The following is a 24,536-nucleotide window of genomic DNA, read 5'->3' on the forward strand; positions in this document are numbered from 1 at the left end:
CTGCGTCATCGGTTCCTCCCGCGTGTGTCAGCGCATCGCACGGTGCGTGCGTTGGCTGACGGACGCCGGGAGCATCCGGTTCACCGCGGGATGTGACGGGTCATCAGTATCGGATCTCGACGACGCGGCCTTCCGCGTCCAGCTCCGGCGCCTCGGGAATCCGGTCCGAGATCCCCAGCGCGATCCGGTGTGCCGACCAGGCCGCCGCGGCGGCGTCGAGCACGTCGTCGGCAGGTACGCGATCCGCCTCACCGAGCTCGTCCGGCACCACGAGTCCGGCCGCGGCGAGCAGGGCGCGGCGCGCGTTCTGGCCGCGCCAGGTCTTCTTCGCGTACTCCAGCGGCACCCCGCCGGCCAGGGCGCGGAAGGAAATCTCGGGGTGCACCTCGTGGATCCGCTCGTCGGCGAGCCAGCACTCCCGGGCCTCGAGCAGCTTCGGAGCCAGCGCCCATGCCTGCCGGCTCAGCCGCTGCCCGGTGAGCTCATGGCACCGGTCACCGGCGGCCTCGTACCCCGATTCCCGCCACGCCTGCCGTGGCGCCACGAGGAAGACACTGCTGCGCCGCACCCCGAGCAGCGCCCGCGCCCCGAGATCCGCGGCGCGCCAGCCCCTCTCGACCAGGCCCAGCGGCATGTCCACCGCGATGACCTCGACCCCGGCGGCACGCCGGATCAACGCATCGAGCCGGACGTCGACCAGACTGCCGGCGTACGCCCCGTCCGTGACCCTGATCCCCACCCACCCCTGCTTGCCACAGGCGTCGACCCCCAGGACGTCCATCTCGCCCGCCTCTCACTCGGCTCTCGCAGGACTCAAGCATCGGCGAGGGCGGTCACGGTGAACCACTTGACGGCGTGTTGACGTCTTGCTCCATAAGGCCCCCGGGCCGGTGTCGCAAGCACCGATCTGTACCCCAACCCCCCACCGAAAGCAGCACAGATGATCACCCGACGAACCTTCACCGGCTCCATCGTGGCGGCCGGTGCGTCGTCCTCCTTGGCGGCGGCTGAAGCGACCGCGGCGCCGCAGCGTCGGTCCGAGCCCCCGGCGGTGCGCAACGTCGTCCTGGTGCACGGCGCGTACGCCGACGGCTCATGCTGGTCCGAGGTGATCGAGCGCCTCCAGTCGGCCGGCATGAACGTGACCTCCGTACAGAACCCGCTGACCTCACTGGCCGACGACGTCGCCGCGACGGAGCGTGCCCTCGCCCTCCAGGACGGTCCGACGATCCTGGCGGCCCACTCCTGGGGCGGCACCGTCATCTCCCAGGCCGGTCTCGCGCTGAACGTCAACGGCCTCGTGTACATCGCCGCCCGCGCCCCCGACGCCGGAGAGGACTACACGGCCCTGGCCGCGAGGTTCCCCACCCCGCCCGCCAACGCCGAACTGGTCGAGTCCGGCGGCTTCAAACACCTCACCAAGAAGGGCTTCCTCCGGGACTTCGCGGGCGGTGTCCCGCGCCCCCGAGCCCTCGCTCTCCACGCCGCCCAGGGCCCCGTCGCGGCCTCACTCTTCCCCACCTCGACGACCACGACGGCAGCCTGGCGCCACAAGCCCTCCTGGTACGCCGTGTCCGCCCAGGACCGAACGACGTCCCCCGACCTCCAGCGCTTCCTGGCCATGCGCATGCGAGCCCGGACCGTCGAACTCCCCACCAGCCATCTGTCGATCGTCACCCACCCCGACGCCGTCACCGACCTGATCCTGGAGGCGGCCGACAGCAGCTGACCGACGGATTCCCTCACGCCCGGTTACTATGTTCCCTTCATGTCGGCTGGATGGCCTGGGAAGATGCTGACCGAAGTCACCGCAACCCGTTACATCGCACCGCTGCACTCCGGCGGCTCCGTCCCCGGAGTCGTCGAGGCCGACGATCTGGGCACCTATGTCGTGAAGTTCACCGGCTCCGCGCAGGGCCGCAAGGCGCTGGTCGCCGAGGTGATCGTCGGGGAGCTGGCGCGTGCGCTCGGGCTGCGCTTCCCCGAGCTGGTGCTGGTGCACTTCGACCCGGCGATCGCCTCGGACGAGCCCCACCAGGAAGTGCGGGAGCTGCACAACGCCAGCGCGGGGGTCAACCTCGGCATGGACTATCTGCCGGGCGCCAAGGACTTCACGCCCGAGGTCGCCCAGCACTTCACGGTCGATCCGCTGGAGGCCGGCCGGATCATCTGGCTCGACGCGCTCACCGTCAACGTCGACCGCACGGTGCACAGCTCCAACCTGATGGTCTGGCCCACCTTCGGCACCGTGCCCCCGCGGCTCTGGCTGATCGACCACGGCGCCGCCCTCGTCTTCCACCACCGCTGGGACACCTCCGACCCCGCGAAGGCCTACGACTTCCGCCATCACGCCCTCGGCCACTACGGCCCCGACCTGCGCGCCGCAGACGCGGAACTCGCGCCCAAGGTCACCGAAGAGCTGCTGCGCGCGATCACGGCCGAGGTCCCGGACGCCTGGCTGCTGGACGAGCCCGGCTTCGCCACCGCCGAGCAGGCCCGTCAGGCGTACGTCGGCTACCTCCACGCGCGCGTGCGGGCCTCGGCGTCCTGGCTCCCCACCGACTTCCCCACCCGGGAGGAACTCGCCGCCGAGGAGGCCCAGCGGGCGGCGAAGTCACAGCAGGGCCGGCCGAAGTGGCTGAAGCAGGTCCCCGACCTGCACGGAAAACCGGCCGCGGAACAGGATTGGTCGGTGCACCTCGGATGAGTGGCCGTGTCGAGATCGAGTACTGCACCCAGTGCAGGTGGCTGCCCCGCGCGGCCTGGCTGGCGCAGGAACTGCTCACCACCTTCGAGGCGGAGCTGTCCGAGCTGGCGCTGAAGCCGGGCAAGGGCGGCGTCTTCGTCGTCCGTGTCGACGACGAGGTGGTCTGGGACCGCCGCGACCAGGGCTTCCCGGAGCCGACGGCGGTGAAGCAGGCCGTACGCGACCGAGTGGCCCCGGGGAAGTCCCTGGGCCACTCGGACAAGCCTGCGCAGGAGTAGGTCAGCCCCTGAGCTGCTCGTACGCCGGCAGGGTCAGGAAGTCGGCGTAGTCCTCGTCGAGGGAGACCTCCAGGAGCAGGTCGTGGGCCTGCTGCCAGTGGCCGGCCGCGAAGGCCTCCTCGCCGATCTCGGCGCGGATGTTCGCCAGTTCCTCGGCGGCGACCTTGCGGGCCAGCTCGGGCGTGGCCTTCTCGCCGTTCTCGAACTCGACGCCCGCGTTGATCCACTGCCAGATCTGGGAGCGGGAGATCTCGGCGGTGGCCGCGTCCTCCATGAGGTTGAAGATGGCGACCGCGCCGAGGCCGCGCAGCCAGGCCTCGATGTAGCGGATGCCGACCTGGACGGCGTTGACCAGGCCCGGGTACGTCGGCTTGGCGTCCAGGGAGTCGACGGCGATCAGGTCGGCCGCCTCGACGTGGACGTCCTCGCGCAGCCGGTCCTTCTGGTTCGGCTTGTCGCCGAGGACCTTGTCGAAGGACTCCATGGCGATCGGGACCAGGTCGGGGTGGGCCACCCAGGAGCCGTCGAAGCCGTCGCCGGCCTCGCGGTCCTTGTCCGCGCGGACCTTCTCGAAGGCCACCTTGTTGACCTCGGCGTCGCGGCGGGACGGGATGAACGCCGCCATGCCGCCGATCGCGTGCGCGCCGCGCTTGTGGCAGCTGCGGACGAGGAGTTCGGTGTACGCGCGCATGAAGGGGGCCGTCATCGTGACCGCGTTGCGGTCCGGCAGGACGAACTTGGCTCCGCCGTCACGGAAGTTCTTCACGATGGAGAACAGGTAGTCCCAGCGGCCGGCGTTCAACCCGGAGGCGTGGTCGCGCAGTTCGTAGAGGATCTCCTCCATCTCGTACGCCGCCGTGATCGTCTCGATCAGGACGGTCGCGCGGATGGTGCCCTGCGGGATGCCGACGTAGTCCTGCGCGAAGACGAACACCTCGTTCCAGAGGCGGGCCTCCAGGTGCGACTCCGTCTTCGGGAGGTAGAAGTACGGGCCCTTGCCGAGCTCGATGAGGCGCTGGGCGTTGTGGAAGAAGTACAGGCCGAAGTCGACCAGCGCGCCGGGGACCGGGGTGCCGTCCGCGTCGAGGAGGTGGCGCTCGTTCAGGTGCCAGCCGCGGGGGCGCATGACGACCGTCGCCAGCTCCTCGTTCGGCCGCAGGGCGTAGGACTTGCCGGTGCGCTCGTCCGTGAAGTCGATGTTCCGGCTGTACGCGTCGGCCATGTTCACCTGGCCAAGGATCACGTTCTCCCAGGTGGGCGCCGAGGCGTCCTCGAAGTCGGCGAGCCAGATCCGCGCGCCCGAGTTGAGGGCGTTGATGGTCATCTTGCGGTCGGTGGGGCCGGTGATCTCGACGCGGCGGTCCTGAAGCGCGGGCGGGCACGGGGCCACCTGCCAGGAGTCGTCCGCGCGGATCGCTGCGGTCTCCGGGAGGAAGTCGAGCGTGGAGGTGCGGGCGATCTCGGCGCGGCGCGCGGCTCGACGGGCGAGGAGTTCGTCACGCCTGGGCGTGAACCGGCGGTGCAGCTCGGCCACGAAGGCGAGGGCCGCGTCGTTAAGGACCTCCTCCTGCCGGGGCAGGGGCTCGGCGTCGACGATGGCCAGCGGGGACGGCGCTGGTGCGGACATGAGCTGTCACTTCCTTCAGCGAGCTACGTGGACGAGCTGTCGAGCTTCTGGCACCCGGTGCCAGTGTTCCCGGATACCACGAGCGGCGCCCGTGGAGCAGTCGGGCGCTTCTGAACAGTGGATACTAGTTTCCTCATGGTGGAAGTTCAATGGTTTGTTGATGTCGAGATTCTCTGAGTCGAGGGAAGGTGGCTCTGGGTGCCACCACTTTCACTCAAGGTGGGCGAGATCGGCCACCGTGTCGATGTCGTAGGGCTGTGCCACATCCCCGCACTCGACGAGCCGGACCGCCTCCTCGTGCTGCTTCAGGTAGGCGCGTGCGCCCCGGTCGCCGGTCGCGGACGCCGCGATGCCCGCCCAGTGGGCGGCGCCGAACAGGACGGGATGCCCGCGTACCCCGGCGTAGGCGGCCGAGGCGAGCGAGGTCTCGTCCTCGTAGGCGGCCAGCACGCGCGCGACCGCCTCCGGCCCGATGCCGGGCTGGTCGACGAGCGAGACGAGCGCCGCCCGCGCCCGCGTCCCGGCGAGCGAGTCGAGCCCGGCCCGCAGCGACGAGCCCATTCCGTCGGCCCAGTCCGGGTTCTCCACCAGGACACAAGTGCCGAGCTCCGCCTGCTCCCGTACGGCATCGGCGCCGGCGCCCAGCACCACGTGGACGCGGGCACAGCCGGCCGCGCGCAGCACCCCGGCCGCGTACTCCACCAGTGGCCGGCCGCGGTGCCGGAGCAGGGCCTTGGGCCGGCCGCCCAGCCTGCGCCCACCGCCGGCGGCGAGGAGGAGTCCGGCGACCGGCGAGGCTTCCTTATCGGTCATACGTCCTGCATACCTGACGCCCGCGGGCGGGCCGGGCTTCGTTGGGCTGAATTTCGGTCCGTACGGTGGCGCCCCCGGCATGGGTGGCGTTTACTGACCCGCGTCCCCGGCGCCCGACCACCGCCAGGGGGGCTCGACGGGGGAAGCGAGACCACTGGCGCACTACGGCGTGCGAGGGGGGAGAGCTTTGTTGCGGAGCTTGGGGCAGAGGTCGGTGACGGGCAGCGACGAGGACCCTAGGGTGGCGGAACTGCGGACGGCGGTGTCCCGTCTGCGCCGCGAACTCGCCGCGCACCCGGGCGAGTTCCGGGACCGGGCGATCGCCGAGGACGAACTGGCCGCGCTGGCCGCGATGACGGTCAGCGGCCGCCCCGAAGTCCCGCGCCTGCGCCGCTCGTTACTGCTGGTCGCCGGCGCGATCGGATCCGTCAGCGCGTTGTCCCGAGGACTGTCCCAGGTGCGGGACGCGGTGGAGCTGTTCGGGGAACACCCGCGCCGCTGAGCCCCGCTCGGGGCGGCGGTCGCTCAGATCGCGACGGCCACGTCGTAGCCGCCGCTCTGCATGTCCTCGCAGGTGGGATTCAGGCGGCCGGCCCCGAGCTGGCCAGTGCCTGCGACAGTTCCAGCGCGACCTGCTGGAGCACCGGCACGATCTTGTCCGTGGCCGCCTCGGTGACCCGGCCGGCCGGGCCGGAGATCGAGACGGCCGCCGGGGTCGGGGAGTCGGGCACCGGGACCGCGAGGCAGCGGACGCCGATCTCCTGTTCGTTGTCGTCGACGGCGTAACCCTGAAGGCGCACGTCCTCCAGTGCCGCGAGGAAGCCGTCCGCGGTGGTGATCGTCTTCTCCGTGGCGGCGGGCATCCCGGTGCGGGACAGCAGCGCGCGTACCTCCTCCGGCGGGAAGGAGGCGAGCAGCGCCTTGCCGACGCCGGTGGAGTGCGGCAGCACCCGGCGGCCGACCTCGGTGAACATGCGCATGGAGTGCTTGGACGGCACCTGGGCGACGTAGACGATCTCGTCGCCGTCGAGCAGTGCCATGTTCGCCGTCTCGCCGGTCTCCTCGACCAGCCGGGCGAGGTAGGGGCGGGCCCAGGTGCCCAGCAGCCGGGCGGAGGACTCGCCGAGGCGGATCAGGCGCGGGCCGAGGGCGTAGCGGCGGTTGGGCTGCTGGCGTACGTATCCGCAGGCCACCAGCGTCCGCATGAGGCGGTGGATGGTGGGCAGCGGCAGCCCGCTGCTCGCGGAGAGCTCGCTCAGGCCGACCTCGCCGCCCGCATCGGCCATCCGCTCCAGCAGGTCGAAGGCGCGCTCGAGGGACTGGACTCCGCCACCGTTGGACTTGGCGGAGTCGGTGGTGCTGGCGCTGGACGTCGGCACGGCGCGTTCCTTTCGGGACCGGTGGGAGGGCAGAAGCCTACCCGTGGGTCGGTTGACTCCCTGTTTGTGCATAGCTACGTTCTGCTTGATGGAATTGTAATTCCGCTTTGTGGAAACGTCCAGAGAGTGTCGCACGGGTGCACTGTGGAGAAGTGTGCCCTTGACGGCGCCGGAACGGGAGTGAAGACTCCTTCAACAGAAAGTTGAATTCCGTTTCGCGGAAGTCTCCGTGACGCGGAGGTGCGGCAGAGAGGGGTCCGGGTGTCCGACGCTGAACTGGTGCTGCGCTCGACGCGCGTCATCACTCCGGAAGGGACGCGCGCCGCCTCGGTCGCCGTCGCCGCCGGCAAGATCACGGCCGTACTCGGCCACGACGCCGAAGTCCCGTCCGGCGCCCGGCTGGTGGACCTCGGCGACGACGTCCTGCTGCCCGGCCTGGTCGACACGCACGTGCACGTCAACGACCCCGGCCGCACCGAGTGGGAGGGCTTTTGGACCGCCACCCGCGCCGCGGCCGCCGGCGGCATCACCACCCTCGTCGACATGCCGCTCAACGCCCTCCCGCCGACCACGACGGTCGACAACCTCCGCACCAAGCAGGAGGTCGCCGCCGACAAGGCGCACATCGACGTCGGCTTCTGGGGCGGCGCCCTGCCCGACAACGTCAAGGACCTGCGCCCGCTTCACGAGGCCGGCGTCTTCGGCTTCAAGGCCTTCCTGTCGCCGTCCGGCGTGGACGAGTTCCCGCACCTGAACCAGGACCAACTCGCCCAGTCCCTGGCGGAGATAGCCTCCTTCGGCGGCCTGCTGATCGTGCACGCCGAGGACCCGCACCACCTGGACGCCGCCCCGCAGCAGGGCGGCCCCAAGTACGCCGACTTCCTCGCCTCGCGCCCGCGCGACGCGGAGGACACGGCGATCGCCCAGCTGATCGCCCAGGCGAAGCGGCTCCACGCGCGCGTGCACGTTCTTCACCTGTCCTCCAGCGACGCACTGCCGCTGATCGCCGAGGCCAAGCGGGAGGGTGTGCGGCTCACCGTCGAGACCTGCCCGCACTACCTCACCCTGACCGCCGAGGAAGTCCCGGACGGCGCCAGCGAGTTCAAGTGCTGCCCACCGATCCGCGAGTCCGCGAACCAGGACCTGCTGTGGCAGGCGCTGGCCGACGGCACGATCGACTGCGTGGTGACCGACCACTCGCCCTCCACGGCCGACCTGAAGACCGGCGACTTCGCCACCGCCTGGGGCGGCATCTCCGGACTCCAGCTCAGCCTGGCCGCCGTGTGGACCGAGGCGCGCAGGCGCGGACACGGTCTGGAGGACGTGGTCCGCTGGATGTCCGCGCGCACGGCGCAGCTCGTTGGACTGGATCAGAAGGGCGCCATCGAGGCCGGCCGTGACGCCGACTTCGCCGTCCTCGCGCCCGACGAGACCTTCACCGTGGACCCGGCCGCCCTCCAGCACCGCAACCGAGTGACGGCGTACGCGGGCAAGACCCTGTACGGCGTCGTGAAGTCCACCTGGCTGCGCGGCGAACGCATCGTCGCGGACGGAGAGTTCACCGACCCGAAGGGGCGACTCCTCACCCGGACCAGCTGAATCCCACCCACCGACCTCGAAAGGCAGACCTGATCACCGTGACGGCGCAGCATCAATCCGGTTCGGCAAGCTTCACCGGCGACGCGAACCCCTACGGCGGCGGCGACCCGTACGCGGACTACCGCACCGCCGACTTCCCGTTCACCCAGTACGCCAACCTCGCCGACCGCCGGCTGGGTGCCGGAGTCATCGCCGCCAACGACGAGTTCTTCGCCCAGCGCGAGAACCTGCTGGTGCCCGAGCGTGCCGAGTTCGACCCCGAGCACTTCGGGCACAAGGGCAAGATCATGGACGGCTGGGAGACCCGGCGCCGGCGCGGTGCGTCCGCCGGGCACCCGTGGCCGACGGCCGAGGACCACGACTGGGCGCTGGTGCGTCTCGGCGCGCCCGGCGTGATCCGCGGCATCGTCGTCGACACGGCCCACTTCCGCGGCAACTACCCGCAGGCGGTGTCCGTCGAGGGCACGTCGATACCGGGTTCGCCGTCCCCTCAGGAACTGCTCGGCGACGACGTCAAGTGGACGACGCTGGTCCCGCGCACGTCGATCGGCGGCCACGCGGCGAACGGTTTCGCCGTCTCGGCCGAGCAGCGCTTCACCCATCTGCGGGTCAACCAGCACCCCGACGGCGGCATCGCGCGCCTGCGCGTGCACGGCGAGGTCGTACCCGACCCCGCGTGGCTGTCGGTGCTCGGCACCTTCGACGTGGTCGCCCTGGAGAACGGCGGCCAGGTCGAGGACGCCTCCGACCTCTTCTACTCGCCGGCCACGAACACCATCCAGCCGGGCCGCTCGCGCAAGATGGACGACGGCTGGGAGACCCGCCGGCGCCGCGACCAGGGCAACGACTGGATCCGCTACCAGCTGGTGGCGCAGTCCGTGATCCGGGCGGTCGAGATCGACACGGCCTACCTGAAGGGCAACAGCGCGGGCTGGGCGTCGGTGTCGGTGAAGGACGGCGAGGACGGCGAGTGGACGGAGATCCTTCCCCGTACCCGCCTCCAGCCCGACACCAACCACCGCTTCGTCCTGCCGACCCCGGCCGTCGGCACGCACGCACGCGTGGACATCTTCCCGGACGGCGGCATCTCCCGCCTGCGTCTGCACGGCTCACTGACGGAGCAGGGCACGGCAGCCCTGGCGGCACGCCACCAGGAGCTGGGCGGCTGAACCCGTGGGGCGTACCGGCCCGACAGCACCGGTGCGCCCCACGTCAATCACGCCGCGTGGCCGCCGTCCACGGCGAACTCCGTGCCGGTGACGTAGTCCGCGGCGGCCAGGTAGGCGACGGTGGAGGCCACTTCGTCGGCCGTGCCGAAGCGTCCCAGTGCGGTCATGGCCGCCTGGTCGGACGCGTACGGGCCCTGCGCCGGGTTCATGTCCGTGTCGATGGGGCCCGGGTGGACGATGTTCGCCGTGATCCCGCGCGGGCCGAGCTCGCGCGCCAGTGCTTTCGTCAGGCCGATCAGGGCCGACTTGCTGGTCGCGTAGAGCGTTCCGCCGGGGCCCGGCACGCGCTGTGCCATGCAGCTGCCGATCGTGATGATCCTGCCTCCGGCGCCCATGCGGGCGGCCGCGGCCCGGGATGCCAGGAGGACGCCCCGGACGTTCACCGCGAGGACCCGGTCCACATCGGCGAGCGACATGCCCCCCAGCGGGCCCAGCACACCGACGCCGGCGTTGTTCACCAGGATGTCCAGGCCCCCGAGCGCCTCGGCCGTACGCCCCACCGCGCCCTGCGCCTGAGCCGCGTCGCCGGCGTCCGCCCGCAGGGCCACGGCCCGCCGGCCCAGTGCCTGAACGGCCCGTACGACCTCCTCGGCCGCCTCCTTGCCGTGCACGTACGTCACGGCGACGTCCGCGCCCTCCCGCGCCAGCCGCAGGGCCGTGGCCGCGCCGATGCCGCGGCTGCCGCCCGTGACCAGGGCCACCTTGTCCTGCAGGGATCCGTGAGTGGTTGTCGTAGTGGTTGTCATGCGTCCATCCCAGCGCCGCGCGGGCCGAGGTGCTGGCGGCGAACGGACACCGAGGTCAGCACCGATGAGTTGCGGGTGCCCGTGGGGTCTGAGCTGATGACAGCAGGCCCCACCCCGGAAAAGAGGCACTCCCATGGGCAAGCTCGTTTCCACCCTCTTCGTCACCCTCGACGGCGTCTACCAGGCGCCCGGCGGCCGGGAGGAGGACACCCGCGGCGGCTTCGAGCACGGCGGCTGGAGCTTTCCGTACGCCGACGACGACTTCGGGCAGTTCATGAACGGCGTCTTCCAGCGCCCGGCCGCCTTCCTCCTGGGACGCCGTACGTACGACATCTTCGCGTCCTTCTGGCCGAAGGTGACCGACCCCGCCGACCCGGTCGCGTCCAAGCTCAACGCGCTCCCGAAGTACGTCGCCTCCTCGACGCTGACCGACCCCGCGTGGGCCGGCACCACCGTCGTCAGCGGCGATCTCGGCAAGGAGGTCACCGCCCTCAAGGAGCGCACCGACGGTGAGCTCCAGGTGCACGGCAGCGGCGCCCTCGTCAGGTCGCTGCTGGCGCTCGGCCTCGTGGACACCCTCCACCTGCTGACCTTCCCGGTCGTGCTCGGCTCGGGCCATCGGCTGTTCACGGAGGGAGCCGTGCCCACCGCCTTCAAGCACGCCGGAGGCAGCAGCACGAGCACCGGAGTCGCCATCAACTCCTACGAGCTGGCGGGCCGCCCCGAGTACGGCACGTACGAGCTCCCCGAGAACGCGTGAGGCACCCAGCGCGGCGCTCTCGCACGGCCTTCATGGAGATCGGGTGAGAGCGCGGGGGCGCACGTTAACTTCCCGAAAACTCATCGGACTCGAAGGGAAATTCTGCCACCTTGACATTGACATGCCAGTGTCTACGCGCGTCATCATGAAGCCATGAGATTCCCCCCACGAATCACTCGCATCGGCGCTGCAGCCGCCGTCCTGTCCGCCCTCCTCGTCGGCGGCACCGTCACCGCCACTCCGGCCGCCGCGGCCGTGGGCAGCATCTGCTACGGCGACCTGCCCTCCCAGGCCCACGACACGCTCGACCTGATCGAGCAGGGCGGTCCCTTCCCCTACGACCAGGACGGCACCGTCTTCCAGAACCGGGAAGGCATCCTGCCGAGCCAGTCGAGCGGGTACTACCACGAGTACACGGTCATCACGCCTGGTTCCCCCACACGAGGCGCGCGCCGGATCGTCACCGGTGAGGAGAACCAGGAGGACTACTACACGGCCGACCACTACGCGTCGTTCGACCTGGTCGACTACGGCTGCTGAGCCTGCCGGCCGAGGTTGACGCCCAGGAACGGTGCGACCAGCCGGGAGTCCGGTCCGCGCTCAGCCGGACTTCCGGCTCTCGGCGGCGGCGAACAGCGCGAACGCCAGCACGATCAGGGCGATGCTCGCGTAGATCTCGAAGCCGTCGAGGAACCCGATCCGCTGTACGAGACCCCAGTCCCAGTCGGTGAACTCGTGCACCAGGCAGGCGATGCCCTGCACGAGGGCGATGAATCCGAGGATCTCCAGGAACTGCTTCATGCCATGACTCTCGCCCCGCGGACCCCCCACGCCCATCCGCCGCGGGGCGAGCCATGGCCGACGGAAGTCCACGTTCCGTGCGGGCTGGTACCTCCAAAGTCGATGGTGCCGCGACTTTGGTCGGCGATCGCGCCCAAGGAAGCGCGTCGGCGCCCGTCCCTGCGTAGATTTGTCGACCGTGAGTGGTGACAAGCCGGAGTTCGCACAGCCGGCGTTCGAGGGGCGGCGCTGGCTGCTGCCCTCCGCCCTGGTGAAGGAGTTCGAGCTCGACCCCGCGCGTTCCGGCCGGCCCCGGCGCACCGCGCGCGACTGGGTGGTCGACTTCTCCTGCTTCCTGGTGGCCGTGTTCATCGGTCTGCTGGCCGCCGACACGTTGAGGGACGAGAACCTCCCCGACGGCTACGCCGTCTTCGACCAGCTGGTGGGCGCCCTCGCCTGCGCCGCGGTGTGGCTGCGCCGCCGCTGGCCGGTCGGGCTCGCCGCCGCGATGGTCCCGGTCGCCCTCGTGTCCAACACCGCGGGCGGCGCGAGCCTGGTCGCCCTGTTCACGCTGGCCGTGCACCGGCCCTTCCGGTACGTGGCCTGGGTGGCCGGGACGTACGCGGTGCTGAATCCGCTGTACTACCTGATCCGCCCCGAGCCCGACATGCCCTACGTCTGGTCGGTCTTCCTGGCCACGCTGCTGACCGCCGCGGTGGTCGGCTGGGGCATGCTCGCACGGTCCAAGCGCCAGCTCATGGTGAGCCTGCGCGACCGGGCCCGGCGCGCCGAGACGGAGGCGCAGCTGCGGGCCGAGCAGGCGCAGCGGCTCGCCCGCGAGGCCATCGCCCGGGAGATGCACGACGTCCTCGCCCACCGGCTGACGCTGCTCAGCGTGCACGCGGGCGCACTGGAGTTCCGGCCCGACGCACCCCGCGAGGAGATCCAGCGGGCGGCGGGCGTGATCCGGGAGAGCGCCCACGAGGCCCTCCAGGACCTGCGGGAGATCATCGGCGTACTGCGGGCGGGCGAGCCCGATGACGGCGGCCGACCGCAGCCGACCCTCGCGGCGCTGGAGGCGCTGGTCACCGAGTCCCGCGAGGCCGGCATGAAGGTCACTCTCGACCAGCGCGTCACCGACCCGGGCGCCGTGCCCGCCTCCGTCGGGCGCACCGCCTACCGCATCGCCCAGGAGGGCCTCACCAACGCCCGCAAGCACGCCCCCGGCACCGAGGTCACGGTGACGGTGACCGGGGCGCCGGGCGAGGGCCTGTCCGTCTCGGTGCACAACCCCGCGCCCGAGGGCCCGGTACCGCACGTTCCCGGCTCGGGACAGGGCCTGATCGGCCTGACGGAACGGGCGACGCTGACGGGCGGAACGCTGGAGCACGGGCCCGCGGCGGACGGGGGGTTCGAGGTGCGGGGCCGGCTGCCGTGGGGGTGACGCCCGCCGGGTCGGCGTCATGGCACCCAACGGCCGCCCCGGCGCCCGCTGTTGTGCGCCGCGGAGATCGGGCACTCCACGCCGTCCGGCACCTGAACGCCGTGCAACCGTGATTACGTGAGGCACATGACTGCGATCAGACTCCTCCTCGTCGACGACGACCCGTTGGTCAGGGCCGGCCTGTCCTTCATGCTGGGCGGCGCCGACGACATCGAGATCGTCGGCGAGGCGGCGGACGGCGCGGAGGTCGAGGCGCTGGTCGACCGCACCCGGCCGGACGTGGTCCTGATGGACATCCGGATGCCGTCGGTCGACGGCCTCACCGCCACGGAGCGGCTGCGCGGCAGGAAGGACGCCCCGCAGGTCGTGCTGCTGACCACCTTCCACGCCGACGACCAGGTGCTGCGGGCCCTGCGCGCCGGCGCCGCCGGGTTCGTGCTCAAGGACACGCCGCCCGCCGAGATCGTCGCCGCGGTCCGCCGCGTCGCGGCCGGCGACCCGGTCCTGTCGCCCACCGTCACACGGCAGTTGATGGACCACGCGGCCGGCTCCGCCGCCGACACCCGCCGCACGCGCGCACGCGCGCGGCTCACCGCCCTGAACGACCGCGAGCGCGAGGTCGCCGTCGCGGTGGGCCGTGGCCTGTCCAACGCCGACATCGCCGCCGAACTGTTCATGAGCGTCGCCACCGTCAAGACCCATGTCTCCCGCGTCCTGGCCAAGCTCGACCTCAACAACCGGGTGCAGATTGCTCTGTTGGCGTACGACGCGGGACTCCTGGAGGAACTGGAGGACGGCGGGCACTAGTCGGGACGCCCGCGCGTTGTCGGTGTGACGGAAGGGGGAGCGTCATGGCGGAAGTGATCGATCTGGGGGAGTTCGGGGACGGGTTCCGGGAGGACCCGCATCCTGTGTACGCGCGGCTGCGCGAACGGGGTCCGGTCCACCGGGTTCTGCTGCCCGACTGGCAGTCCGAGGTCTGGCTCGTCGTCGGGCATGACGAGGCGCGCGCGGCGCTCGCCGATCAGCGGCTGTCCAAGGACGGCACCAAGATCGGCCTGAAGTCGCTCGAAGAGGAGATGATCGGGAAGAACCTGCTGGCCACCGATCCGCCCCAGCACACCCGACTGCGCGGGCTGATCTCGCGCGCCTTCACCATGCGCCGCGTGGAGGAGCTGCGGCCGAGGATCCAGCAGATCACCGACGACCTGCTCGACGCCATGCTGCCGCAGGGCCGCGCCGACCTCGTGGAGTCGCTCGCCTACCCGCTGCCGCTCACCGTCATCTGCGAGCTGCTCGGGGTACCCGAACTGGACCGCGTGGAGTTCCGCAGGCTGTCGACGGAGGCGATCGCGCCGACCAGCTCCGGCAGTGAGCTCGACGCCTACACCCGCCTCGGTGCGTACTTCACCGAACTGATCGAGGACAAGAGGTGCGCCGGGCCCACTGGTGACCTGCTGAGCGACCTGATCCGCACCACGGCCGAGGACGGCGACCGGCTCTCCCCGGACGAACTGCGGGGCATGGCCTTCATCCTGCTGATCGCCGGTCACGAGACGACGGTCAACCTCATCGCCAGCGGCGTCCACGCCCTGCTCACCCACCCGGACCAACTCGCCGCCCTGCGAGCCGACATGACCCTTCTGGACGGCGCCGTCGAGGAGATGCTGCGCCACGAGGGCCCGGTGGAGACGGCGACGTTCCGGTATGCCGCCGAGCCCCTGGAGATCGCGGGCACTCACATCGCGAGGGGCGATGGGGTGCTGGTCGGCCTTACGGCGGCCAACCGGGACACCGGTCGCTATGCCGCTTCCGACACCTTCGACATCCACCGTGACACCCGTGGCCATCTCGCCTTCGGCCACGGCATCCACTACTGCCTGGGCGCTCCCTTGGCCCGCCTGGAGGCCCGCACGGCCCTGCGCTCCCTCCTGGAACGCGCTCCCGGCCTGGCGCTGGACGGCCCACCGGGGGAGTGGCTGCCGGGGATGCTGATACGCGGGATGCGGAGCCTGCCGGTGCGCTGGTAGCGGCGTAAGTGCCGAGGCTCTTCGGGTGCCCTCCTCACAGCGCCGCGGCCGAAGCCCCGCCCTGCAGTTCGGCGATCGCGACCGGTCTTCGGTCGCGTCTCGACAGCTCGCACGCCTCCGAGATCCGCAGCGCCTGCAAGGCCTCCCGGCCGTCACAGGGGTTGGCCCGCTCGCCGCGCACGACCTCCACGAACGCGTTCAGCTCCGCCTCGTACGCGGGCCCGAACCGCTCCAGGAACCCGGCCCAGGGCTTGTCCGCCGCGGGCGGCCCGGTCGGCTCGGTGGACGCGATCGGCGTCCGGTCGTCCAGGCCCACCACGACCTGGTCCAACTCCCCGGCCAGCTCCATGCGTACGTCGTATCCGGCGCCGTTCAGCCGTGTCGCCGTGGCCGTGGCGAGCATGCCGTCGTCCAGGGTGAGCACCACAGCGGCCGTGTCCACGTCACCGGCCTCACGGAACATCGCGGGCCCGGCGTCCGACCCGGCCGCATAGACGTCGACGATCTCCCGCCCGGTCACCCAGCGCAGCATGTCGAAGTCGTGGATCAGCGTGTCCCGGTACAGCCCGCCGGACAGCGGCAGCCAGGCGGCCGGCGGCGGTGCCTGGTCGCTGGTCAGCGCCCGCACCGTGTGCAGCCGCCCCAGCCGGCCGGAGCGCACCGCCTCACGCGCGCCCACGTAGCCCGCGTCGAAGCGCCGCTGGAAGCCCATCTGCAGGATCGTCCCGGCGGTCTCCACCTCGCCGATCGCGTGCAGCGTGCCCGGCAGGTCGAGCGCTATGGGCTTCTCGCAGAACACCGGAAGCCCCGCCCGTGCTGCCCGACCGATCAGTTCGGCGTGGGCCGATGTCGCCGTCGTGATCACCACGGCGTCCACACCCCACCTGAAGATCTCGTCCACCCCGGGCGCGGCCGTCTCGCCCAGCCGGTTCGCCAGCTCCTGGGCACGCGAGGCGTCCGCGTCCGTGAGGATCAAGGAGCCGACGTCGCGATGACGGCTGAGTGTGTTGGCGTGGATGGTGCCGATGCGGCCCGTACCGATGACCCCGATGCGCATGGAAACAAAGTGCGGGTTCAGTGCGTAAGCTGTCAATGCAAATGTCCGGACAATCAAACTACACGACTTCCCGTCAACAACGCGTAGAGCTACAGTCGGCCCGTGCCGAAACCAGAAGTGGACCCGACCGTGGAACTCGAGCTCAGCGTGGACCGGAGCAGTCCGGTGCCCTTGTACTTCCAGCTGTCCCAACAGCTCGAAGCCGCGATCGAGCACGGGGCGCTCACGCCCGGCAGTCTGCTGGGCAACGAGATCGAACTCGCCGCGCGCCTCGGCCTGTCCCGGCCGACCGTCCGCCAGGCCATCCAGTCGCTGGTGGACAAGGGCCTGCTGGTGCGCCGCCGGGGCGTCGGCACCCAGGTCGTGCACAGCCAGGTCAAGCGCCCGCTGGAACTCAGCAGCCTCTACGACGACCTGGAGTCGGCCGGCCAGCGCCCGGCGACCAGGGTGATCGTCAACACCGTCGTCCCGGCGTCCGCCGAGGTCGCCGCGGCGCTCGGGGTGGCCGAGGACAGCGACGTGCACCGCATCGAGCGGCTGCGCCTCGCGCACGGCGAGCCGATGGCGTACCTGTGCAACTTCCTGCCGCCCGGCCTGCTGGGCCTGGACACCGCGCAACTGGAGTCCACCGGCCTGTACCGGCTGATGCGCGCCGCCGGCATCACCCTGCACAGCGCCCGCCAGACCATCGGCGCCCGCGCCGCGTCCGCCGCCGAGGCGGAGCGCCTGACCGAGGAGGAGGGCGCCCCGCTGCTCACGATGCAGCGCGTGACGTTCGACGACACGGGCCGGGCGGTGGAGTACGGCACGCACACGTACCGCCCGACGCGCTACTCCTTCGAGTTCCAGCTGCTCGTACGGTCGTGAGGACGCCGACGGACCGGCCGGTAGGTTGCAATGTCAGGACAAAGCGACGCCCTGAACCGCAACGTGCCCCAGGGGCGCGGGCCGTATCGATGCGCGGCTCCGCCGCGCGGGCGACCCGCCACGGCGAACCGGCACCCGGCGTGTGACGCGCACCCCCATTTGTCGCCCCGTTCGGCACCCAGCGTGAGCGTGCGGCAGAATCGGGCCTGATGAGCACCTACCGCGACCTCACCGCCCCCATCGGCTCCCGCCGAGCCCCCGTGCTCCGAACGGTCGGCCCCCGGGAGCGCCGGTCACACCTGTCGGCGCCCAGAGTCCCCACCGTGGGCATCGACATCGGCGGCACCAAGGTGATGGCGGGCGTCGTGGACGCCGACGGCAACATCCTCGAGAAGGTCCGCACCGAGACCCCGGACAAGTCCAAGAGCCCCAAGGTCGTCGAGGACACCATCGTCGAACTGGTCCTGGACCTGTCCGACCGCCACGACGTGCACGCCGTCGGCATCGGCGCGGCCGGCTGGGTCGACGCCGACCGCAGCCGCGTCCTGTTCGCGCCCCACCTGTCCTGGCGCAACGAGCCCCTGCGCGACCGCCTCGCGGGCCGGCTCGCCGTGCCCGTCCTGGTCGACAACGACGCCAACGCCGCCGCGTGGGCCGAGTGGCGCTTCGGCGCCGGCCGCGGCGAGGACCACCTCGTCATGATCACGCTGGGCACCGGTATCGGCGGCGCGATCCTGGAGGACGGTCAGGTCAAGCGCGGCAAGTACGGCGTCGCCGGTGAGTTCGGCCATATGCAGGTCGTGCCCGGCGGCCACCGCTGCCCGTGCGGCAACCGCGGCTGCTGGGAGCAGTACAGCTCGGGCAACGCGCTGGTCAGGGAGGCACGCGAGCTGGCCGCCGCCGACTCGCCGGTGGCCTACGGGATCATCGAGCACGTCAAGGGACAGATCTCCGACATCACCGGCCCGATGATCACCGAGCTGGCCCGCGACGGCGACGCCATGTGCATCGAGCTGCTGCAGGACATCGGCCAGTGGCTCGGCGTCGGTATCGCCAACCTCGCGGCCGCCCTGGACCCGTCCTGCTTCGTGATCGGCGGCGGTGTGTCGGCCGCCGACGACCTGCTGATCGTCCCCGCGCGGGACGCCTTCAAGCGCCATCTCACCGGCCGCGGCTACCGTCCCGAGGCCCGCATCACCCGCGCCCAGCTCGGCCCCGAGGCCGGCATGGTCGGCGCCGCCGACCTGGCCCGCCTGGTCGCCCGCCGCTTCCGGCGCGCCAACCGGCGCCGGGTGGAGCGCTACGAGCGATACGCGCGCTTCGCAGAAGCCCGCCGGACGTCCCAGGGGTCGGCGTGACCGTGTCCGTACCCCGCCAGACCGACTCCCCGGGCGAGCAGTCCCAGCCGGGCGAGGACCGTCGCCACAAGATCCGCCGCAGGGCGCTCACCCTGCTCATCATCGTGCTGCTCATCGGCGTCCCCGCCGGCTACCTGGTGATCTCCGCCAACCAGAGCCGCAACAGCGGCAAGGACAAGGAGGAGAAGTACTCCGCGACCGGCCTGTCCGAGGGCTGGCCGTCCAGGGTCCAGCGCCGGATCTACCAGGTCCCGATCCCGGTGCCGGCGTACAAGGTCGCCTACTACGAGACGAACAACTGGCGGACCAGCCGTCTCTACGTCCAGTTCGAGACGACCGGCGAGAACCTGGACCCCTTCCTGAAGTCCATGGGCGTCCACCGGGACGGCCTGAAGAAGGACGACATCACCATCAACGCCCGCGACCAGAAGATCACCGGCTGGGACTTCACCGGATCCGGTCCGTGGTACGGCCTCGTCCACAAGCAGAAGGACCCGGCGCCCACGAAGGACGTCGTGGTCAACCTTTCCGACCCGGACCACCCGTTCGTCTACGTCGTCTCGCGCACGACCCCTTGACGACTCCATGAGGTGCCGCGGCCCACGCCGGTCGCCGCGACCGATTGTCAGACCCCGCCCGTAGAGTCGAAGACGGTTGATCGGACTCGAGGGCGGGAGGTGACAGGGCGTATGAGCGACAGGGCCGCGGTGGCCGAGCGAGCGGGGGAGAGCGTCCCCGTGCGGCTCGCGGCCGTCTTCCTGCCCGCGCCTCTCCCGCGCGAAGGCCGGATCGCCTTCTGGGACCCGGAGGGCGGCCCGCTGCCCGCCGAGGACACGGAGCTCACTGTCGTACGACGCCATGGAGCGGGAGTGCGCCGCAGGACCGCCCCCGCGCTGTCCCTGCCGGTCGGCGAGGCGCTGCCGCTGCTCGTGCGGGCCCGGCGCGACCCGGCCGCCCATCCCGCCACCGCCTGCTGGGGCGCGGCCGCGCTGCACGCACTGCGGCTCACCGCGCGCGGCCGCCTGCTGCCGGGCCTGACCCCCACCGGCCACGACGCCTGGCGGGCCGGCCCCCTCGACCCGGACGACATCGCCCATCTGCGCGCGGTCGCCGCGGCCCTGCCGTACGAGGGCCACGCGGTCCCCCTGCCCGGTCCGGGGCCCCTGCGGCTGCCCGAGCCGGAGGCGCTGATGCGCGCCTTCCTCGACGCGGTCGCCGACACCCTGCCCCGCACCCCCGCCGCACCGCACGTCTCGGGAAAGCCCTTCGCCGCCCGCGAGGCCCAGCGCCTGCCCGGCGCCCAGGACTGGGCGGCCGAGGTCGCCGCCGGCATGGACGCGGGCGTGCGGATCTCGCTGCGCCTGGACCTGTCGGCGTACGACCTCTTCGACGACCGCGACGACGGCGCACGCAGCGCGGGCGCGGCCATCGTCCAGGTGCACAGCCTCGCCGACCCCACCTTGGTGGCCGACGCGGCCGCCCTGCGGTCCGGCGAGGCGGACGCGGCCTTCGGGCCCCGCGCGCGGGTCGACGCGGCGCTTGCCGTGCGGCGCGCGGCCCGGGTGTGGGGGCCGCTCGACCGGCTGGCCGAGCAGGACGTGCCCGATGTGCTGGCCCTGTCCGACGAGGAGTTGGGCGACCTGCTGGGGGTGGCCACGACCCGGCTCGCGGCGGCCGGGGTGGCGGTGCACTGGCCCCGGGACCTGGCGCAGGACCTCAGCGCGGCGGCGGTCGTACGGCCCGCGCCGGGCTCGGCGACCGACGGCACCGGGTTCTTCGAGAGCGAGGAACTGCTGCAGTTCCGCTGGCAGTTGGCGATCGGCGGCGACCCGCTCAGCGAGGGTGAGATGGACGCGCTCGCCGAGGCGCACCGCCCGGTCGTCCGGCTGCGGGACCGCTGGGTCCTGGTCGACCCGGCCCTGGTCCGCAAGGCCCGCAAGCGCGAACTGGGCCTGCTCGACCCGGTCGACGCGCTGTCCGTCGCCCTCACCGGCACCGCGGAGGTCGACGGCGAGACGGTCGAGGCGGTGCCGGTCGGCGCCCTGGCCACCCTGCGCGACCGGCTGACGATGGGCGTACGACCGGCCGACCCGCCACCGGGACTGCGGGCGACCCTGCGGGACTACCAACTGCGCGGCCTGGCCTGGCTGGAGCTCATGACGTCCCTGGGACTCGGCGGCTGCCTGGCGGACGACATGGGACTGGGCAAGACGATCACGGTCATCGCCCTGCACCTCAAGCGCGCCCGCACGGCCCCGACCCTGGTGGTCTGCCCGGCCTCGCTGCTCGGCAACTGGCAGCGGGAGATCACCCGTTTCGCGCCGGGCGTCCCCGTCCGCCGCTTCCACGGCCCGGACCGCACCCTGGAGGACCTGGACGGCGGCTTCGTCCTCACGACGTACGGCACCATGCGGTCGACGGCGCCGACGCTGGCCCAGCACACCTGGGGCATGGTCGTCGCCGACGAGGCACAGCACGTCAAGAACCCGTACTCGGCGACCGCGAAGGCCCTGCGCACGATCCCGACGCCCGCGCGCGTGGCGCTGACCGGCACACCGGTGGAGAACAACCTCTCCGAGCTCTGGGCCCTGCTCGACTGGACGACCCCGGGTCTGCTCGGCCCCCTGAAGTCCTTCCGCGCCCTGCACGCGCGCGCCGTGGAGAACGGCGAGGACGAGGAAGCGGTGACCCGGCTGGCGCGCCTCGTGCGCCCCTTCCTCCTGCGCCGCAAGAAGTCCGACCCCGGCATCGTCCCGGAGCTGCCGCCCAAGACCGAGACGGACCACCCGGTCCCGCTCACCCGTGAACAGGCGGCGCTCTACGAGGCGGTGGTGCGCGAGTCGATGTACGCCATCGAGACGGCGGACGGCATGGCCCGCCGGGGCCTGGTCCTGAAGCTCCTCACCTCCCTGAAACAGGTCTGCGACCACCCCGCGCTCTACCTGAAGGAGGAGACGGCGGCGACCGAGCGACTCGCCGTCCGCTCAGGGAAGTTGACCCTGCTCGACGAACTGCTGGACACCTTGCTGGCCGAGGACGGTTCGGCGCTGGTGTTCACGCAGTACGTGGGCATGGCCCGCATGATCGCCGCGCACCTCGCCGCCCGGGCGGTCCCGGTGGATCTGCTCCACGGCGGTACGCCGATCCCGGAGCGCGAGCGGATGGTGGACCGCTTCCAGGAGGGCGCGACACCGGTCCTGGTCCTGTCCCTGAAGGCCGCCGGCACCGGCCTGAACCTGACCCGCGCGGGCCATGTCGTCCACTTCGACCGCTGGTGGAACCCGGCCGTCGAGGAACAGGCCACCGACCGCGCCTACCGCATCGGCCAGACCCAGCCCGTCCAGGTCCACCGCCTCATCACCGAGGGCACGGTCGAGGACCGCATCGCCGAGATGCTCGAATCCAAGCGGGCCCTGGCCGACGCGATCCTCGGCTCCGGCGAGTCGGCCCTCACGGAACTGACGGACCGTGAGCTGTCCGACCTCGTGTCGCTGAGGAGGGAGTCGTGACGGGGCCGGCCGAGCCGGGGCGTGCGGCGGGCGGCGAGCCCGAGCCCAGCCCGGCCGACGCGGTACGCCGAGCACTGCGGGCTGCTCGGGAGCGGCGGGAGGCGGCTCCGGACGCAGCGGGGGAGCAGGGCCTGGTGGAGCCCTCCGACGGGCGGGATTCCGAGCGAGGGGTGCCTGCGAGTGAGGAGTTGGCAGCGGGTGAGTACGAGCGCCGGGGAGCCCGGCCGGGCGACGCCGCACGTGCGGCGCTGCGGCGGGCGGTAGTTGCCAGGCGGGGTGGGAGTGAGGGCGCCGAGGAGGAGGCCGCGCAGGGCAGCAAGGGGGCTGTGCCGGGGGCTGCCTCGGACGGTGAGAAGGCCGTTTCCGAGGGTGGTTCCGTCGCTGCGCGGAGTGCTGCGGACGAGGACGATGCGGAGGGCGACCGTGGTGTGAGACGGCCCGCGGCACCCCGCACCGCCGACGGAAGCGAGGACGCGGACCGGCCCGGTACGGGGGCGGGTTCGGCCACCGACGTACCCGACCCCGCGGCCGACCGGCGAGGGGCGCGCCCCGCGGATGTCGCCCGGGAGGCGTTGCGCGCTGCCATGGAGGACCGGCGACGGGCCGAGGCGGAGGAACCCGACCGGGGTGCTCAGGGCGCGCGCCGGGTGCGTCGGCCCGCGGCGACGACCGGTTCCGACGGCCGACGTGGAGGGGAGGGTCGTACCGACAGCCTGCGTGGCCGTGCCGAGAGCATGCGTGTCCGTGACGTACAGAGCCTGCTCGCCGGTGCCTTCCGGATGCCGTCGTCGGACTCGCCGTCGGACTCGCCCCAGGGGGACGACTCGGGGCTGCCCGATCCGGCCGACCGGCACTCGGCACCCACCGACGCCGCAGCTTCGGCCGTCACGCCTCCCACGGCGGCTTCCTCATGGGCCGGCAGCGATCACTCACCCGCTCCCGCGGCACCCCAAGTCCCCCGCTCCATGGCCGCCCCCGCCCGAGACGGTGAACTCCGGCGTACCTTCCCCGCCTTCGAGCCCCGCCCGTCCGACGACGAGCGCTTCGCCGAGAGTTGGTGGGGCGACGCCTGGGTGACCGCGTTGGAGGAGGGCGCCCTCGATGCCAAGCGGCTTGTGCGGGGGCGGGGTTACGCGCAGGAGGGGCACGTCGATGCCATCACCGTGACGCCGGGCCTCGTGCTGGCGTATGTGCGCGGCAGCCGGCCGCGGCCGTATCGCGTGCAGGTGCGGCTGCGGACGCTGGACGACGCGGACTGGGCGCGGTTCCTCGACGCCGTCGCGGAGCGGCCGGGGCACATCGCGGCGCTGCTGGACAAGGAGATGCCGCAGTCCCTCGCCGAGTGCGGCGTGCCGCTGTTGCCGGGACCGGGTGACCTGGAGCCCCGTTGCAGCTGCCCCGACCGCGGCCACCCCTGCAAACACGCCGCCGCCCTCTGCTACCAGACCGCACGCCTGCTGGACGCCGACCCCTTCGTCCTGCTTCTGCTGCGCGGCCGCGGTGAGCGCGAGTTGCTCGACTCGCTGTCCCGCCTGAGCGCCGCCCGCGCGGCCCGTGCCGCACAGGAACAGAAGCCGGCGCCCCTGGCGGGCGTCCGGGCCACCGACGCCCTCGCTCCGGACCGTCGACTCCCGCCCCTCCCGGCCCCGTTGCCCACGCCCCCGCATCCGGAGCAGCCCCCCGTCTACCCGGCGTCCCCGGGCGGCCCGGACTCCTTCGCGCTGGACCAGCTGGCGACGGAGGCCGCCGCCCGCGCGCACGCCCTGCTCGGCACCGGCCGCGACCCCGTCGCCGAACTGACCCTGTGGCAGGACGCCATCCGGCTTGCCGCCGCCCGTCCCGGTTCCGGCCTCACCGCATCCACTCGCGCCCTGTACTCCTCCCTCGCCTCCGCCGCCGACCGCACCCCGGCCGAGCTGGCCCGCGCGGTCGCCGCCTGGCGCCAGGGCGGCCTCGAAGGGCTCACCGTCCTCGAAGACCCCTGGGACCCACCCGCCGGTCGCTTCGACCGCGCCCGCCCTCTCCTCCTCGCCGCCGACCTGCCCGCCTTCCGCCCCTGGCGCAACCGGCTCACCCACCCCCGCGGCCATCTCCAGCTCCGCCTCGGCCGGGACGGCCTCTGGTACCCGTACGAGTCGGAACCGGGCCACGACGACTGGTGGCCGCGCGGCACCCCGGACCTCGACCCCGTCGGCGCCCTCACCGGCCTCGACCTCGGCGCGGCGCCGGAAAGCTGACCTGGCCCCACGTCCATGGACCTTCCCCACGCCCGCCACCGCCCATACCCCAGGAGCAACTACACTGCCGCGAAGTCGACAGACGACACACAGCAACTGGCCGGAAACGAACGGTG

23 protein-coding genes are annotated in these 24,536 nt (G+C 72.1%); 16 read left to right on the forward strand and 7 right to left on the reverse strand.

The window, feature by feature from the left end; genetic code table 11:
* Window positions 1-103 precede the first annotated feature (103 nt).
* On the reverse strand, window positions 104-781 hold the full coding sequence (locus OG254_RS38345) for a DUF429 domain-containing protein (protein WP_405591350.1): 678 nt from the start codon (window positions 779-781) through the stop codon (window positions 104-106).
* 159 nt (window positions 782-940) lie between these two features.
* On the opposite strand from OG254_RS38345, the gene OG254_RS38350 reads away from it, so the two are divergent.
* From OG254_RS38350 to OG254_RS38360, 3 genes are all read left to right on the forward strand, one after another.
* Entirely contained in the window at window positions 941-1,729 is a 789-nt protein-coding gene (locus OG254_RS38350; RefSeq protein ID WP_405591353.1) for an alpha/beta fold hydrolase, read from the forward strand.
* A 63-nt stretch (window positions 1,730-1,792) separates the two neighbouring features.
* Window positions 1,793-2,707 carry a HipA family kinase gene (locus tag OG254_RS38355; RefSeq protein WP_405591356.1) on the forward strand — a complete coding sequence of 305 codons (915 nt, stop codon included), beginning with the start codon at window positions 1,793-1,795 and terminating at the stop codon, window positions 2,705-2,707.
* Window positions 2,704-2,985: a SelT/SelW/SelH family protein gene (locus OG254_RS38360; protein ID WP_147995752.1), complete on the forward strand. Its 282-nt coding sequence runs from the start codon at window positions 2,704-2,706 to the stop codon at window positions 2,983-2,985. Before OG254_RS38355 ends, OG254_RS38360 begins: the two co-directional genes overlap by 4 nt.
* A gap of 1 nt (window position 2,986) precedes the next feature.
* Here the strand turns inward: OG254_RS38360 and aceB are convergent, their stop codons facing one another.
* Together aceB and OG254_RS38370 are read right to left on the reverse strand one after the other, a co-directional pair.
* Window positions 2,987-4,612: a malate synthase A gene (gene aceB / locus OG254_RS38365; RefSeq protein ID WP_405591359.1), complete on the reverse strand. Its 1,626-nt coding sequence runs from the start codon at window positions 4,610-4,612 to the stop codon at window positions 2,987-2,989.
* Window positions 4,613-4,822: 210 nt separating this feature from the next.
* The gene (locus OG254_RS38370) at window positions 4,823-5,425 is read right to left on the reverse strand and encodes an NTP transferase domain-containing protein (RefSeq protein WP_405591362.1); all 603 of its coding nucleotides are present in this window, start codon (window positions 5,423-5,425) and stop codon (window positions 4,823-4,825) included.
* A gap of 187 nt (window positions 5,426-5,612) precedes the next feature.
* Between OG254_RS38370 and OG254_RS38375 the strand changes: the two genes are divergently transcribed.
* Entirely contained in the window at window positions 5,613-5,927 is a 315-nt protein-coding gene (locus OG254_RS38375) for a DUF5955 family protein (RefSeq protein ID WP_351199559.1), read from the forward strand.
* A gap of 79 nt (window positions 5,928-6,006) precedes the next feature.
* Here the strand turns inward: OG254_RS38375 and OG254_RS38380 are convergent, their stop codons facing one another.
* Window positions 6,007-6,804 (reverse strand): IclR family transcriptional regulator, encoded by a 798-nt coding sequence (locus tag OG254_RS38380; RefSeq protein ID WP_405591364.1) that lies wholly within the window; start codon window positions 6,802-6,804, stop codon window positions 6,007-6,009.
* A 261-nt stretch (window positions 6,805-7,065) separates the two neighbouring features.
* Here OG254_RS38380 and allB point away from each other — a divergent pair, with 261 nt between their 5' ends.
* Window positions 7,066-8,403: an allantoinase AllB gene (gene allB / locus OG254_RS38385; protein ID WP_405591367.1), complete on the forward strand. Its 1,338-nt coding sequence runs from the start codon at window positions 7,066-7,068 to the stop codon at window positions 8,401-8,403.
* Window positions 8,404-8,432: 29 nt separating this feature from the next.
* Window positions 8,433-9,572, forward strand: a complete 1,140-nt coding sequence (alc, locus tag OG254_RS38390) for an allantoicase (RefSeq protein WP_405595436.1) — start codon at window positions 8,433-8,435, stop codon at window positions 9,570-9,572.
* Window positions 9,573-9,619: 47 nt separating this feature from the next.
* On the opposite strand, the gene OG254_RS38395 is transcribed toward alc, so the two are convergent.
* Complete coding sequence (locus OG254_RS38395; protein WP_405591370.1) at window positions 9,620-10,378, reverse strand: SDR family oxidoreductase; 759 nt, start codon at window positions 10,376-10,378, stop codon at window positions 9,620-9,622.
* 133 nt (window positions 10,379-10,511) lie between these two features.
* On the opposite strand from OG254_RS38395, the gene OG254_RS38400 reads away from it, so the two are divergent.
* Window positions 10,512-11,138 (forward strand): dihydrofolate reductase family protein, encoded by a 627-nt coding sequence (locus OG254_RS38400; protein WP_405591373.1) that lies wholly within the window; start codon window positions 10,512-10,514, stop codon window positions 11,136-11,138.
* Window positions 11,139-11,291: 153 nt separating this feature from the next.
* A complete protein-coding gene (locus OG254_RS38405; RefSeq protein ID WP_405591376.1) occupies window positions 11,292-11,678 on the forward strand; it encodes a ribonuclease domain-containing protein in 387 nt (128 codons plus the stop codon).
* Window positions 11,679-11,738: 60 nt separating this feature from the next.
* Here the strand turns inward: OG254_RS38405 and OG254_RS38410 are convergent, their stop codons facing one another.
* Window positions 11,739-11,939, reverse strand: a complete 201-nt coding sequence (locus OG254_RS38410) for a hypothetical protein (protein ID WP_405591379.1) — start codon at window positions 11,937-11,939, stop codon at window positions 11,739-11,741.
* 178 nt (window positions 11,940-12,117) lie between these two features.
* On the opposite strand from OG254_RS38410, the gene OG254_RS38415 reads away from it, so the two are divergent.
* The 3 genes from OG254_RS38415 to OG254_RS38425 all read left to right on the forward strand — a co-directional run bounded on the left by OG254_RS38415 (window position 12,118) and on the right by OG254_RS38425 (window position 15,392).
* Window positions 12,118-13,362, forward strand: a complete 1,245-nt coding sequence (locus OG254_RS38415; protein ID WP_405591382.1) for a sensor histidine kinase — start codon at window positions 12,118-12,120, stop codon at window positions 13,360-13,362.
* Window positions 13,363-13,488: 126 nt separating this feature from the next.
* Window positions 13,489-14,169 (forward strand): response regulator transcription factor, encoded by a 681-nt coding sequence (locus OG254_RS38420; protein ID WP_351199541.1) that lies wholly within the window; start codon window positions 13,489-13,491, stop codon window positions 14,167-14,169.
* Between the two features lie 44 nt (window positions 14,170-14,213).
* The gene (locus OG254_RS38425; RefSeq protein ID WP_405591385.1) at window positions 14,214-15,392 is read left to right on the forward strand and encodes a cytochrome P450; all 1,179 of its coding nucleotides are present in this window, start codon (window positions 14,214-14,216) and stop codon (window positions 15,390-15,392) included.
* 34 nt (window positions 15,393-15,426) lie between these two features.
* On the opposite strand, the gene OG254_RS38430 is transcribed toward OG254_RS38425, so the two are convergent.
* The gene (locus OG254_RS38430) at window positions 15,427-16,449 is read right to left on the reverse strand and encodes a Gfo/Idh/MocA family oxidoreductase (protein WP_405591388.1); all 1,023 of its coding nucleotides are present in this window, start codon (window positions 16,447-16,449) and stop codon (window positions 15,427-15,429) included.
* A 129-nt stretch (window positions 16,450-16,578) separates the two neighbouring features.
* Between OG254_RS38430 and OG254_RS38435 the strand changes: the two genes are divergently transcribed.
* The 5 genes from OG254_RS38435 (at window position 16,579) to OG254_RS38455 (ending at window position 24,420) form a co-directional block, all read left to right on the forward strand.
* Window positions 16,579-17,316 (forward strand): GntR family transcriptional regulator, encoded by a 738-nt coding sequence (locus tag OG254_RS38435; RefSeq protein WP_351199662.1) that lies wholly within the window; start codon window positions 16,579-16,581, stop codon window positions 17,314-17,316.
* A gap of 209 nt (window positions 17,317-17,525) precedes the next feature.
* A complete protein-coding gene (locus OG254_RS38440) occupies window positions 17,526-18,674 on the forward strand; it encodes an ROK family glucokinase (RefSeq protein WP_405591390.1) in 1,149 nt (382 codons plus the stop codon).
* Window positions 18,671-19,252: a sugar kinase gene (locus tag OG254_RS38445; protein ID WP_405591393.1), complete on the forward strand. Its 582-nt coding sequence runs from the start codon at window positions 18,671-18,673 to the stop codon at window positions 19,250-19,252. The genes OG254_RS38440 and OG254_RS38445 overlap by 4 nt, the downstream gene beginning before the upstream one ends.
* 111 nt (window positions 19,253-19,363) lie before the next feature.
* Entirely contained in the window at window positions 19,364-22,183 is a 2,820-nt protein-coding gene (locus tag OG254_RS38450; RefSeq protein ID WP_405591396.1) for an SNF2-related protein, read from the forward strand.
* Window positions 22,180-24,420 carry an SWIM zinc finger family protein gene (locus OG254_RS38455; RefSeq protein WP_405591398.1) on the forward strand — a complete coding sequence of 747 codons (2,241 nt, stop codon included), beginning with the start codon at window positions 22,180-22,182 and terminating at the stop codon, window positions 24,418-24,420. Before OG254_RS38450 ends, OG254_RS38455 begins: the two co-directional genes overlap by 4 nt.
* Window positions 24,421-24,536 lie beyond the last annotated feature (116 nt).

It is taken from the genome of Streptomyces sp. NBC_01092 (genome assembly GCF_045039535.1).
Taxonomy (GTDB): domain Bacteria; phylum Actinomycetota; class Actinomycetes; order Streptomycetales; family Streptomycetaceae; genus Streptomyces.